This is a genomic window from Niastella soli, assembly GCF_017742245.1.
Taxonomy (GTDB): Bacteria; Bacteroidota; Bacteroidia; order Chitinophagales; family Chitinophagaceae; genus Niastella; species Niastella soli.
The window spans coordinates 1,821,336-1,833,382 of sequence record NZ_JAGHKO010000001.1; the positions used below are offsets into that span (position 1 = coordinate 1,821,336).

General features: G+C 42.4%; 15 protein-coding genes and 1 tRNA gene. 10 read left to right on the forward strand and 6 right to left on the reverse strand.

What is annotated here, in order from left to right; genetic code table 11:
- The first annotated feature begins 77 nt into the window (after positions 1–77).
- Positions 78–908, forward strand: a complete 831-nt coding sequence (locus J7I42_RS07500) for an N-acetylmuramoyl-L-alanine amidase (RefSeq protein WP_209138162.1) — start codon at positions 78–80, stop codon at positions 906–908.
- 1 nt (position 909) lies between these two features.
- Here J7I42_RS07500 and J7I42_RS07505 read toward each other — a convergent pair whose 3' ends face one another.
- From J7I42_RS07505 to J7I42_RS07515, 3 genes are read right to left on the reverse strand one after another with little or no spacing between them, the layout of a single operon-like run.
- Positions 910–1,122, reverse strand: coding sequence for a hypothetical protein (locus tag J7I42_RS07505; protein ID WP_209138163.1), 213 nt, complete (start codon positions 1,120–1,122; stop codon positions 910–912).
- Positions 1,123–1,151: 29 nt separating this feature from the next.
- Entirely contained in the window at positions 1,152–1,538 is a 387-nt protein-coding gene (locus tag J7I42_RS07510) for a hypothetical protein (RefSeq protein ID WP_209138164.1), read from the reverse strand.
- A 12-nt stretch (positions 1,539–1,550) separates the two neighbouring features.
- Entirely contained in the window at positions 1,551–2,132 is a 582-nt protein-coding gene (locus J7I42_RS07515) for an RNA polymerase sigma factor (RefSeq protein WP_209138165.1), read from the reverse strand.
- A 150-nt stretch (positions 2,133–2,282) separates the two neighbouring features.
- On the opposite strand from J7I42_RS07515, the gene J7I42_RS07520 reads away from it, so the two are divergent.
- Positions 2,283–3,215, forward strand: a complete 933-nt coding sequence (locus tag J7I42_RS07520) for a DUF72 domain-containing protein (RefSeq protein WP_209138166.1) — start codon at positions 2,283–2,285, stop codon at positions 3,213–3,215.
- A gap of 36 nt (positions 3,216–3,251) precedes the next feature.
- Here the strand turns inward: J7I42_RS07520 and J7I42_RS07525 are convergent, their stop codons facing one another.
- Both J7I42_RS07525 and J7I42_RS07530 read right to left on the reverse strand, forming a co-directional pair.
- The gene (locus J7I42_RS07525; protein WP_209138167.1) at positions 3,252–4,535 is read right to left on the reverse strand and encodes a Y-family DNA polymerase; all 1,284 of its coding nucleotides are present in this window, start codon (positions 4,533–4,535) and stop codon (positions 3,252–3,254) included.
- Between the two features lie 122 nt (positions 4,536–4,657).
- On the reverse strand, positions 4,658–5,092 hold the full coding sequence (locus tag J7I42_RS07530; protein ID WP_209138168.1) for a LexA family protein: 435 nt from the start codon (positions 5,090–5,092) through the stop codon (positions 4,658–4,660).
- 73 nt (positions 5,093–5,165) lie between these two features.
- Between J7I42_RS07530 and J7I42_RS07535 the strand changes: the two genes are divergently transcribed.
- The 3 genes from J7I42_RS07535 to J7I42_RS07545 all read left to right on the forward strand — a co-directional run bounded on the left by J7I42_RS07535 (position 5,166) and on the right by J7I42_RS07545 (position 7,683).
- Complete coding sequence (locus J7I42_RS07535) at positions 5,166–5,780, forward strand: 2'-5' RNA ligase family protein (protein ID WP_209138169.1); 615 nt, start codon at positions 5,166–5,168, stop codon at positions 5,778–5,780.
- A gap of 26 nt (positions 5,781–5,806) precedes the next feature.
- On the forward strand, positions 5,807–6,418 hold the full coding sequence (locus tag J7I42_RS07540) for a 2'-5' RNA ligase family protein (RefSeq protein ID WP_209138170.1): 612 nt from the start codon (positions 5,807–5,809) through the stop codon (positions 6,416–6,418).
- Positions 6,419–6,573: 155 nt separating this feature from the next.
- Positions 6,574–7,683, forward strand: coding sequence for a PA0069 family radical SAM protein (locus J7I42_RS07545; protein WP_209138171.1), 1,110 nt, complete (start codon positions 6,574–6,576; stop codon positions 7,681–7,683).
- On the opposite strand, the gene J7I42_RS07550 is transcribed toward J7I42_RS07545, so the two are convergent.
- Positions 7,672–7,956 (reverse strand): hypothetical protein, encoded by a 285-nt coding sequence (locus J7I42_RS07550; protein ID WP_209138172.1) that lies wholly within the window; start codon positions 7,954–7,956, stop codon positions 7,672–7,674. The genes J7I42_RS07545 and J7I42_RS07550 overlap by 12 nt on opposite strands.
- 229 nt (positions 7,957–8,185) lie before the next feature.
- On the opposite strand from J7I42_RS07550, the gene J7I42_RS07555 reads away from it, so the two are divergent.
- From J7I42_RS07555 to J7I42_RS07575, 5 genes are all read left to right on the forward strand, one after another.
- Complete coding sequence (locus J7I42_RS07555) at positions 8,186–8,698, forward strand: hypothetical protein (RefSeq protein WP_209138173.1); 513 nt, start codon at positions 8,186–8,188, stop codon at positions 8,696–8,698.
- Positions 8,699–9,369: 671 nt separating this feature from the next.
- Positions 9,370–10,116, forward strand: coding sequence for a sensor histidine kinase (locus tag J7I42_RS07560; RefSeq protein ID WP_209138174.1), 747 nt, complete (start codon positions 9,370–9,372; stop codon positions 10,114–10,116).
- A gap of 18 nt (positions 10,117–10,134) precedes the next feature.
- On the forward strand, positions 10,135–10,806 hold the full coding sequence (locus J7I42_RS07565) for a response regulator transcription factor (protein WP_209138175.1): 672 nt from the start codon (positions 10,135–10,137) through the stop codon (positions 10,804–10,806).
- Between the two features lie 762 nt (positions 10,807–11,568).
- Positions 11,569–11,712, forward strand: coding sequence for a hypothetical protein (locus tag J7I42_RS07570; RefSeq protein WP_209138176.1), 144 nt, complete (start codon positions 11,569–11,571; stop codon positions 11,710–11,712).
- A 147-nt stretch (positions 11,713–11,859) separates the two neighbouring features.
- Positions 11,860–11,932, forward strand: a tRNA-Pro gene (locus tag J7I42_RS07575).
- The last annotated feature ends 115 nt before the right edge of the window (positions 11,933–12,047 follow it).

Sequence of the window (12,047 nt, forward strand, 5' to 3'; positions counted from 1 at the left end):
TCTTAACCGGGGAGGATTTTTTTTTGCTTAACAGCTAACTTCACTACTTTGCACAGGTTGTAAAAAAACCGTTCACTATGCGTGTATTTGCAGGTAGTTTGTTTTTGGCTATAATAATTTCGACCCTTGTTTACAGTTGTGCGCATAATCCCTATGCCAAAACCAACAAGCTCTACAAAAAGCAAGCAAAACAGTTAGCCAGCAATTTGAGACCGGTCCCTAATAAACTCCTGCTTGATTCAGCCATTATGCCGGTTTATGCAGTAGGTACTACCAACTTCGATTTGCGTAAACCAAACTTTGTTATCATACACCATACTGCGCAAAACTCCTGCGCGCAAACATTAAGAACATTTACGCTGGAGCGTACGAAAGTAAGTGCCCATTATGTAATTTGTAAGGATGGTACCATTCACCATATGTTGAACGATTACCTGCGTGCCTGGCAGGCGGGGGTGAGCAAGTGGGGGAATTTTACCGATATCAATTCAAGCAGCATTGGTATTGAGTTGGATAATAACGGCACTGAGCCATTTCCCGATGCACAGATAACCAGTTTGGTAAAATTGCTGGATACGCTGAAGAGACATTATGCCATACCCGCTGCAAATTTTATTGGTCATGCCGACATTGCGCCAAGCCGCAAAAATGATCCCAGTAATTTCTTTCCCTGGCAAACATTGTCGCAACGCGGTTTTGGTTTGTGGTATGATACTACGGCCGTAGTAGTGCCTGATTATTTTAATGCAACCCAGGCCTTACGTATTATTGGTTATAATGTGAAAGATACCCTGGCCGCCATCCGTTCGTTCAAGTTGCATTTTGTACCGCAGGATACTGTTATGATCAAGGCATTAACTGATGATGATAAAAAGATCCTGTTCGATCTTTCGCGCAGATACCTATAGCTTATTGCAGCTCTTCACAAAAATAACCAGCCTGTTGTAGCGTAACTTCAACAGAGCGGGGGCTAAGATCAACGGATTCAATTCGAAGTATTTTGTCGGTATCGTCGAGGTCAACATTCCACCGGGCAATGCCCTGCAGGTTGTTGATATGGGGAGTTACCGCGTTGATCTGCTTTTTAAAGCGCAGGTTGGTTTTAAATACAAGCACTTCCATAACCTATAAGCTTTATTAAAAAAGCGGGTTTACCTGTTCTCGGCTTCGGGTTCGTGGGTGGGGAAATCCCGGTCATTAAAAGGGCCTCTCCGCCAGCTGCTGCAGCGGTTTTTCCATTCATCTTTGAATCGCTGTTTTTCTTCAGGTGTCATCTTTTCCCATTTGTCCAGCATTTTTTGCCGGAAGCGGTTTCTGAACTGTTCTTTTTTATGGTGAAAGCCACCAAAGCCACTGAATAATATTTTTGATAATACCAGTATGCCCAGTGCCTGCCAGAAGGTGATTGTTTTTACGCCCAATACATCGGGCAATATACCGTTCCACAATCTCATTACTATATAGCTGAACAACATGACAAAGGTGGTACAGAATACCAGGATCATAACAGCTTTGCCAAACCAGAATCTTCGTTTCATGTTACACGTTGTTTAATAGTTTAATAATTCATCTTTGAGCACACTTAACCGGTTACGCAGGTGAAGCACTGCATAGCGTTTGCGGCTAAGCAGGGTGTTCACCGTTTCACCGGTCCGTTCGGCAATTTCTTTAAATGGTACTCCTTCCAGTTCATTTAATATAAACACCTGCTTTTGTTCCTCGGGCAATTCATTGAGCGCATTGTTCAATTCTTCCCAGAAGAGGGTCCGCAGGTAATCTTTCTCGGGGTTGTCGCTGGCATCAAATAAAAATTCAGTCCAGTTAAGTCCGCCTTCTTCTCCTTCCTCTTCCCCAAACAGGTCTTCCAGGGCTTCTGGACGTTTTTTTCGTTGCCGGTCGATTATCTTATTACGAGCTACCGTAAACAACCAGGCAGTCATTTGCTCAATAGGCTGCGTGTTACCAACAAACTGGTAAAACACATCCTGCAATATATCTTCCGCATCGGCTTCATTGTTTACCCGTTTGCGGATAAAGCCCATGAGGCGTTTGCTGTAGTCGGTAATGACCTGCGTTATATTGCGTCTCCTGTCTGCCGTCATGCCAGATGCTATCGTAAGCGTCTCCTTCATGTATTATACCTGAGTAGACGGCCTGCGCCTAGCAATATTTTAAAGATGGTAAAAAAAGTTGACCGGATAACTGATTGGCGGGTTGATATGGCTAAAAAATGGAAAAATCCTGTCAACTTATTACCTTGTAAGCCTGTTAATTATTTTACTATGAAGTTTGGAAAACTGCCTGTAAGTGAATTAGATAGGGTGGATTTTACACTTCCGTCGGAGCCTGCCGGCAATAAAAAGATCCTGGGGGGCGTGAAAAAGCCCACCGTAAACATACGAATTGGCTGTCCCCAGTGGGGCGTGCCGGGCTGGCTTGGGAAAATATATCCGGCGAAAGCAAAGGAGAAAGATTTTTTAAGCAACTACGTACAACATTACAATTGCATTGAACTGAATGCCACACATTATAAAATTTATGATGAAACCGCCATTGCCAAATGGGCCGATAAAGCCAGTGGCCGGGATTTTATCTTTTGTCCCAAATTGTACCAGGGCGTTACGCATCAGGGTGGTTTACTGGGCAGGCAAAATGCGGTCAGGGAGTTTTTAGAGGGCGTAAAAGCATTTAAAGAGCACCTTGGGCCTGTATTTATACAATTGAGTGATTCATTTGGCCCCGCTCGAAAAGAAGAATTGTTTGCATTTCTGCAATCATTGCCCGCCGATGTGACCTTCTTTTTAGAAGTGCGTCACCCCGACTGGTTTGCATACGAAGCCATTCGAAAGGAATTCTTCAATACTTTGTATTTACTCAAAAAAGGCGCTGTTATAACTGATACATCAGGCCGCAGGGACTGCGCCCATATGCATCTTACCATTCCCAAAGCTTTTGTACGGTTTGTGGCCAATAGCATGCATCCTACAGATTATATCCGCCTGGATGCCTGGATAGCCCGAATCATTAACTGGATTGAGCAGGGATTGGAAGAACTGTATTTTTTTGTGCATATGGAAGATGAATTGTATTCCCCGGAACTGATCATTTACCTGACCGACAAACTGAATGCAGCTTGCGGCTTGCAGTTAGCTCAACCGCATTTTATAGAACCGGAAGGGCAGGCAGCCGGAACGCAAATAACCTTTTTCGATTAAAAAAGGGTTCTTAAATCTTCAACGATTACCAGGCCATTAACTGACCTCATATAATTCTTCCCATCGTGTAGTATATCGTTTGCTGCGTAATTCCTGCCGCATTTTCCAGTTGCGCGCCAATCCGGAAGCAGCAAACTTCAACACATCGTCGCGCATGCTGAAGTTAATATTATCCATCATGCCCATTAACAGACGCTGATACTTCTGCGGACCAGCCGAAAACAAATTACCCTGAATAGATTCATCCGGTTCCAGCCCAGCCAGCATAACCCCTGCTTTTTTATACACTTTACCCTGTTCGTATAACGACTCTACCAACTGCACGGCGGGTTTTATTAATTCACTGGTACTGCTGGTGGCGGCAGGTAAAGTAACATAAGAGCTTACAGTGGCGCCCCGGCGAAAACTTACTTCATAGTTCTGTTCCCGGGGTACAATAAAGACACTGATCACTTTGGCGGCGCTGTGCTGCCGGCGTAATTTTTCAGCGGCTCTGGATATATAAGTAGCAATAGCTTCCTTAATATCATTGAGATCCGTCACCGGTTGCCCGAACATGCGCGTGGTGGCGATCATTTTTTTGTTAACCAGGGGCTTTTCCATTTCGCGCGAAGGCAATCCGTTTAATTCCCTGATTAAGCGGGCGCCGGTTACGCCACCCATATTGGCATATGCCCATTCCTCAGACATAGTACTTAACTCCCAGGCGCTGGTAATGCCGAGGTTTACGAGCTTTTGCGCATAGGAATAGCCAACACCCCATACATTGCCCACGCGGGTTTGCTTCATGGCTGTTACCTGTTGTTGCCGGTTGGCCAGCACATACACACATTGCGTAGCAGCTTTGTTTTTCTTGGCAAGATAGTTCGCCAGCTTTGCCAGCGTTTTGGTTGGCGCCACACCGATGGATACCGAAATGCCGGTCCATTGTTCAACGGTAAGCCGAATATTCATGGCAGTGTCATACAGCTTTTCCTCAGACACATCACCAAGATCAATAAAAGCTTCATCAACGGAGTATACCTCTACCTTGCTGGCGTCGCCCAATAACATGCGTAATGTTTCCATAACCCGCCAGCTGAGATCGCCATATAAATTATAGTTGGAAGAAAATACTGAAATGTTGTGTTTTTGAATAAGTGGCTTTGATTCGAAATAAGGGGCCGCCATGTCCACTCCAGCCGCTTTGGCCTCATCGCTGCGGGAAACGATGCACCCATCGTTATTACTTAGTACCACTACCGGCTTGTGTTGCAGATCGGGTCTGAACAATCGTTCGCAGGAACAATAGAAACTGTTGCAATCAACAATTGCTTTCATAACAAACTATGCTTTTGGGTTGGGAGCCGCCCCGCAAACCGGAGCGGCTCAATGAGCGCAAAGGATGGCTTAATGGAATGGTTTAATTATGTTGGTGCTTGCTAAATAGCGGTAAAAGCGATTTAAACCAAATGAATACAGTACGTAACTACTCCCCAAATGCCCAGTGAATCGCAGGATGCATCTACCTCAATGGTTGCGTGCTTGTTGTTTTCTGATAGCAGCCGCAGTTTGTTGAATGTTTTTTCGAGCCGTCTGATGAACATTTCTCCATTAAGCACGGCCACCACTACTTTACCGCTTTCGGCCTTTATACTGCGATCTACAATAATGGTATCGCCATCATATATACCGGCGCCGGTCATAGCTTCGCCGCGTACGCGCATAAAGAAAGTGGCCGGTTTATTACGGATCAGTTGTTCATTCAGGTCAATGCCGCGTTCCATATAATCATCCGCCGCAGCGCCGAAGCCAGTGGCATCGGCTGTCTTAACATCCTGTTGCGAGAACTTTTTTGTTCCCCGGTACGATGTTCCGTTAAAATAATCCCCCTCCATATAATTTAATTTTTGGTGTACTAAATTATTTAGTAAATTTATGCTAAATTTATAATCCAATAAAAATTGTTTTATGAATACCGGGTTAGTAAAAAATACCCCATTTGCCTGGAATGGCAGCGGTCAGCGGGAATATAAACTTGTCATATATCCTGATACCGTTGTATATGAAAAGATTATGGCTGAAAAACAGCGATTCTTTATGAATTATGGAGTAGAGAATGTGACAAAATCATTTCCTTATATAATGGTGGCTGGTTTTTATGCAGGTGAAGGGATGGAAGAAACATTGATCCGGTGGATACAACGTATTTGCAGCCAGCACAACAGCTTTGATGTAACACTTAATAATTATAGTGGTTTTCCTCAACACAGTATTTACCTGCGCATACAAAACCACCAGCCGATGCAGCAATTGGCCAGTCAATTAAAAATGCTTGATAATCATGTGCATGCCATGGCCAGCAATAGCATTGACCGCATACCGCATATTGCCCTGGCCAGTGAATTACCAGAATCTGTTTACCATAAAAGCCTGCCCGTGTATTCCCGTAAAACTTTTCGGGCCCATTTTATGGCTACAGAACTGGTTTTGCTCGGTCGTGACCATCCCTTTGCTGCCGCTAAAACCATAAACGTATTTCGTTTTTTACCAACTAACCATAAATCCTTCAGTGAAGTGGCCTGATATTATTTCATCCTTAAAAATCAATTATGAAAATCAATATTCAGTCTATACCCGGTTGCAGAATAAATGAATACATGTTGGTATTGAACCCGCATGAAGAGTTGCGGAATAAAATTGCAAAAGTTAGAAATGAGTTCAGCGAAACGTATAAAAATTCAGCTGCCCTCATTAGTAAGCCGCATATTGCGCTGGTACGGTTTACTCAGTTAGAAATGATGGAAGAGCGGATTATAAATCGCCTGAAAGTAGTAGGGATGGGGTTTCAGCCATTTAAAGTTTCGTTGAAAGATTATGGAAGCTTTCCGGCCCATACCATATTTATAAATGTTACTACAAAAACACCTGTTCAAAACCTGGTGCGTGAAATCCGGGATGCGCAGCGGTTAATGAAACTGGATAATGAACACAAGCCGCATTTTATTGATGAACCGTTTATTGCAATTGGCCGCAGGCTGGTGCCCTGGCAATATGAAAAGGGTTGGCTTGAATTTTCGCACCGCCAGTTTACTGGTTCATTTATAGCAGATAACATGTTATTTCTAAAACGACGCCTCGGTGATAAATCGTGGCAAATAGCCCAACGTTTTGAATTTATGAATTTACCCGTTACGACAAAACAAGGAGAATTATTTATATAGTTAACCTTGTTGTGGAATTGTTTTAAGCTTTCAAATTAAAGATGGGGCCACCTCCTGTCCCGAAGTATCGGGATGGGAGTGTCGTGCGGGATTGCAGTAATATAGAAACCTTATTCATGAAGACGAATGGTTGGTGATAAATAAAGAGGTACAATATGAAAGAGATCAAGCGGGACAGTTACCGGGTTACCCCAAAGAAAATGGAAGAGACTGAAAATTATAAAAGAGGCCGGGGTGCCCAGATCAATACAAAGAACCGGTTTTTAAAAAACCAGCATGTTCAGGAACATGTGGAAGGCATTGACGACTGGAGCGAAAAGCAGGAATCCACCCAATACCTGGAGCAGGAAGCAAAAAGCCTGGTTAATAAAGTGACCAGTCCCGATGTGGGCATGTCGTACAGCATGAACCCCTACATGGGGTGTGAGCATGGTTGTATTTATTGTTATGCCCGGAATGCACACGAGTACTGGGGTTATAGTGCAGGGCTTGATTTTGAAAGGAAGATAATTGTTAAAACAAATGCTCCACAACTACTTCGTAAGTTTTTAATGGACCCCAAGTGGGAATGTGAACCCATTAGCTTAAGTGGCAATACCGATTGTTATCAGCCGGCCGAACAAAAATACCGGTTAACCAGGTCATTACTGGAGGTATGTAATTCCTTTAACCAGCCGGTAGGCATCATCAGCAAGAACGGCGGCATGGTACGCGATAAAGATCTTTTGAAAGAAATGGCCAGTAAAAAACTGGTATCTGTGATGGTTACCATCACCTCGCTCAATGAAGACCTGCGGCGGGTAATGGAACCACGCACCACTACTTCTATGCAGCGGTTGCGGCTGATACAGGAATTAAGTCAGGAAGGCATTCCGGTAGGCGTAATGATGGGCCCCATGATACCGGGGTTGAATGATCACGAGATGCAGCGTATAATGCTTGCAGCGAAAGAGCATGGGGCCACTTCTACCGCTTATACATTTGTAAGGTTGAATGGATCGGTTAAATTATTGTTTCACGACTGGCTGTATAAAAACTTTCCTGACCGGGCTGATAAAGTATGGCATATGTTAGAACAGAGTCATGGCGGTCAGGTAAACGATACCCGGTTTGGTGTTCGGATGCGTGGGGAAGGCGATATTGCTGAGATGATAGCCCAGCAATATCGCAAATACGGTAAACTGTATGGCATGAACGCTGAAGAACGTGTTGTGGATACGACCAACTTCAGGCGACCGGGTGCCCAGGGAAGGTTATTTGATTGATAAATTAAAAGAGCTCCCGCCTTCTTTATTGATCATGATCTTTTTTAGTACTTCTTTGGTACGAACAATCTCTCTGCATAAACCGACAATTTCCCGCGCATTGTCTAACAGGTTAAGTTGGGCAAGTGATTGCTCCAGCTGCTGAATTTTGCCTCTGTAAAAGTATTCCATTACTTCAACTGAATCGGCCATGATAGGTTGAAATGAGTTGTGGGCGGTTTCGTTTTGCGAAACAGAGTCTGATTTACTAACGGGGGAGTGTTGCTGTCTCATGGAATTAAAATTAATTGTTATAAAAGTACGATTGGGCCTTAACTTTCACCTGTGACTCGGGAATGGCTTATCTGGTTGATCCAAAGTTCCTTCATACAGCCTTGAAGTACAAGCGTTAAAGTACCAAATGTTACAGGTAGTAGTTGTGTAGATTTTAGGTAGTTCTACGGATTTTATGGCAGGTATTTACCGATATCTTTAGCCCCCGTAAAACACCTAAATTAAATTTATGGCAACTAACATGAAGTCTAATCTGACTTACCCTTTCGTACTTTTTTTCCTGCTGGGAGCATTGTTGATCAGCTCCTGCGGAGGCGGCACTACAATAGGAAAAGATGAAGTTTGCATCAAGAATCCGAAAGACACATCGGACCTTGGCAAAAGAAAACATTTCATTCCTGTAATGAGCATTGATATTTATAAGAAAGACTTTCACGGACAACGTGATAGCATAGTGAAAAAAAATCCTGATATTTTTATCCCAGATTATGAGATCTTCAATAGGACATCGATAGTTAAATATCTAGAGGATAGCACTGTTGTTGGCTTTAAATTTTACTATGGTGTTAAACCCGGCGGTGAAAAAAGAAAAGCTTTGCGTTTGATGATCGTAGGCGTGGATAAAAACGGCAAAGATGTTTACATAAAAGATAATAACGGAGCTTTGGGTGCCCAGGCAACTAATGATGAAGGTGGCTTGGAATATGGCCAATGTAATCCTCCTTGTGATATCGAGCCTTAGTAAAGTGACAACATTACCCTAATTCAATAACCGAGTTTTACTCGTACAATGGATAGTACCGTACGTTTTATTTTAAGTTTAAGCATCGGTTTTGCTGTAATAATCGGGATAGTAAGATTTCGAAGGATAGATCCATCTTACTATCCCTTCATTTTTAATTGTATTGCAGCATTATTTGTAGAATTATTAAATCGGGTCTGGAATGTAACAGGCCATCCGAAGGCGTTTACCTTTGTATTGAATGTTTTTTCTTACGTTGATTTCTTTTTTTTCCTCTGGCTTTTTCACAACTGGGGGCTGTTTAACAGGAAAAAATCAACGTTTATTGCCATTGCAAGTGTTTTTTTTGTAATATGGTTAGCGACCAATATTGTAATTGTAAGTTTTATCAAGAATAATTTGTACTTTTTCATTCTGTATTCGTTTGCGTTGATCTTTTTCAGTGTAAACACCTTTAACAGAATGGTGGTGCATGAACGAACCAGCATTTACAAGAATCCAAAATTTTGGATTTGCCTGGGGATTATAATATTTTATTCATTCTTTATAGTATGGTCATCAACTGGAATAACATTCATGTATGTTCCCAGTAGAGAATTCAGGCGGGGATTGCAGGCGATAATGGTATATTCAAATTTATTGGTTAATCTTTTGTATGCAGTAGCTGTAATATGGATACCCAGGAAAAAGAACTTTACCAGTCTCTTTTGATAGTAGTTGGTGTAGTGGGTATAACCTTGCTTTATTTTATTATCACCATCATACGCTATCAACGCCGCAGCCTGCAACTGCATAAGGAAAAAATACAGGCTGAAATTGATACATTGGAAAAAGAACGCCGGCGTATAGCCTCCGACCTTCATGATGAACTTGGCCCCCTGCTTTCTGCCGTAAAACTTCAGATCAACAGCCTCAATACTACCGACCCTGATGACGAAGCCGTGATCAGGAAATCAAGCACCCATTTGGACAGCATTATCCGCAAACTGCGGGAGATCTCGAATAACCTGATGCCCAATACCCTGGTGCGAAAGGGACTTCAAAAAGCCATTAACGAGTTTATTGAAAATAACCGGGATGTATATGGATTAGAAATAAGATTTATATGTGAGCAAGACGTACACCTAAACCAATATAAAGAGGTCAATATCTACCGCATTATTCAGGAAATTCTTCACAATACCATAAAACACGCCCAGGCCAGTCTGCTGATCATAAAAATTGTAACGGAAGGGAACCATCTTTTGCTCATGACTGCCGATAATGGTAAAGGTTTTGATTATTTTACAAAGGTAAAAGACAATCCCGGCCTTGGACTTCGTAACTTGCACAGTAGGACCGAGGTGATGGGAGGTGAGCTTACCTGTCAGTCTGAGGTAGGTAAGGGCACCACGTATACAATTGAAATTCCTCTTTGACCAGAACCAGGCGTTATTATGAAAACATATGGCAATATAAAAGTTGCTATTGCTGACGATCATGAGATTTTTCGCGACGGATTGCGGGCAATGTTGCAAAAGCAGCAGGATATTTTATTGGTGGGCGAAGCTGCCAATGGAAAAGAATTGATTGAACAGGTAATATCACAGGAACCTGATATTGTGATCAGTGATGTGAAAATGCCTGTGATGGACGGGGCTGCCGCAACCCGACATCTTGCCGAACATTACCCACATGTAGGTATCATCGCACTCACTATGTTTGATGAGGAGGACCTGATCATCGATATGCTGGAAGCGGGTGCCCGGGGTTACCTGTTGAAAAATGCCGATAAGAACGAGATCATAGAGGCCATTAAATCTGTGTACCAGCAGCAACCCTATTATTGCCGTCATACCTCTAACAAGCTGGCTCAAATGGTGGCCAAAAGTAAATTCAACCCATATAAGCAAAAACCGAAACCCGAGTTCAATGAACGGGAACTTGATATTGTTGCAGATATATGTAACGGACTCACCAGCAAGCAAATTGCCGAAAAGATTTTCCTGAGCGTGCGCACCGTGGAAGGGTTACGGTTAAAGATCATGGAAAAAATGGAAGTGAAGAACACCGCCGGCATTATCATTTATGCTATCAAGAACAACCTGTACAAACCTGGTAATGTATAACGTTGCCGGATAAGCTTTTCTACTGACTACCATCTTGTTGTCTTCAATTAATGGGTACGTATAGCCGAAGAAAATAACGGTGCTGTATGGTGCCGGAAAAATATTTTTAAAAAAACTTCACAAAATATTTGGTGTAATTGAAAAATTATTGACACCTTTGCATAAACAAATCAACAAAAACATGTTACGCAAACAATCACATATTGTGCTGAACGGCTGGAGTCCGATAGAGGGCTTTACTGTTTGCGGGGCGTGTTACGCTGAAGAATAAGTTGAAACAACTAATTCACTATAACACAGGCCCCGCAAGGAATTGCGGGGTTTTTTATTTATCGGCTGTTTAATAAAACTACAGCGAAAAGGGACCCGTATGACCAAAAGGAAAGGGTATGTTATTTTCATTTGTGTGTAAGAGTTAGTGAGCAGTGGGTAAACAATAAAACGTAATTGCTTATGAAATTTATTAAAAACAACATCTAACTAATCAGATAGGAATTGATGATACAATCATTGCGACATATACAAAGTATGACGATGGGTAATACAAGACGGTTTATCCAGTGGAACCCGTGTGCAATTGCGTCAGCAGTGATTTGTTTCAATAGTGGCATAGGTGAGAAACGTGATATACCCATACGACCAGGTTGTGTTTAAACGAAACTGTAAATACAGGTATCGAATAACAAAAAGCCCGGTCGACAAAACGACCGGGCTTTTTTATTTACCAAAACAAACTTCATGAAAGAAGAAAAAGGAGTGTAGATGATGCAATTATTAGTAGCCGTGTTTATGATCAAAGTGATCATGTCTTTGATCGGCAACAAAAACAAAGAGAAAAAAATAAACGGGCAGATAAACGATGAACAAGTAGATGCAAGACATCCTGCCGGATTTCAGGTTCGATAAAAGAGATTCAAGATACGTATTCAAAAGGAGGAAAAACAAGCGTCCGTTGAAAGGCGGATGCTTTTCCAAAAACATTCATTGACCATTAAGCCTAACTAAAATAAGCCCTTATGAAAACAGTAGCGGCAGCAATGACCGCTACAAAATATAGGAGTATTCCGGTTGGTCGGATACCCCGTTAGGATCGGGGAGGCTGCAGGTTCGAGTCCTGTCTCCTATACAAAAGCAGTACAAGCGTTGATGATATGTATTCAAAAGGAGGAAAAATAAGCGTCCGTTGAAAGGCGGATGCTTTTCCAAAAACATTCATTGGCCATTAAGCCTAACTAAAATAA

Excerpts from the sequence above, each read along its gene's own strand:
- J7I42_RS07500 (WP_209138162.1), top strand. The coding sequence starts at position 78 with ATGCGTGTATTTGCAGGTAGTTTGTTTTTGGCTATAATAATTTCGACC.
- J7I42_RS07505 (WP_209138163.1), bottom strand. The coding sequence starts at position 1,122 with ATGGAAGTGCTTGTATTTAAAACCAACCTGCGCTTTAAAAAGCAGATC.
- J7I42_RS07510 (WP_209138164.1), bottom strand. The coding sequence starts at position 1,538 with ATGAAACGAAGATTCTGGTTTGGCAAAGCTGTTATGATCCTGGTATTC.
- J7I42_RS07515 (WP_209138165.1), bottom strand. The coding sequence starts at position 2,132 with ATGAAGGAGACGCTTACGATAGCATCTGGCATGACGGCAGACAGGAGA.
- J7I42_RS07520 (WP_209138166.1), top strand. The coding sequence starts at position 2,283 with ATGAAGTTTGGAAAACTGCCTGTAAGTGAATTAGATAGGGTGGATTTT.
- J7I42_RS07525 (WP_209138167.1), bottom strand. The coding sequence starts at position 4,535 with ATGAAAGCAATTGTTGATTGCAACAGTTTCTATTGTTCCTGCGAACGA.
- J7I42_RS07530 (WP_209138168.1), bottom strand. The coding sequence starts at position 5,092 with ATGGAGGGGGATTATTTTAACGGAACATCGTACCGGGGAACAAAAAAG.
- J7I42_RS07535 (WP_209138169.1), top strand. The coding sequence starts at position 5,166 with ATGAATACCGGGTTAGTAAAAAATACCCCATTTGCCTGGAATGGCAGC.
- J7I42_RS07540 (WP_209138170.1), top strand. The coding sequence starts at position 5,807 with ATGAAAATCAATATTCAGTCTATACCCGGTTGCAGAATAAATGAATAC.
- J7I42_RS07545 (WP_209138171.1), top strand. The coding sequence starts at position 6,574 with ATGAAAGAGATCAAGCGGGACAGTTACCGGGTTACCCCAAAGAAAATG.
- J7I42_RS07550 (WP_209138172.1), bottom strand. The coding sequence starts at position 7,956 with ATGAGACAGCAACACTCCCCCGTTAGTAAATCAGACTCTGTTTCGCAA.
- J7I42_RS07555 (WP_209138173.1), top strand. The coding sequence starts at position 8,186 with ATGGCAACTAACATGAAGTCTAATCTGACTTACCCTTTCGTACTTTTT.
- J7I42_RS07560 (WP_209138174.1), top strand. The coding sequence starts at position 9,370 with ATGGATACCCAGGAAAAAGAACTTTACCAGTCTCTTTTGATAGTAGTT.
- J7I42_RS07565 (WP_209138175.1), top strand. The coding sequence starts at position 10,135 with ATGAAAACATATGGCAATATAAAAGTTGCTATTGCTGACGATCATGAG.
- J7I42_RS07570 (WP_209138176.1), top strand. The coding sequence starts at position 11,569 with ATGATGCAATTATTAGTAGCCGTGTTTATGATCAAAGTGATCATGTCT.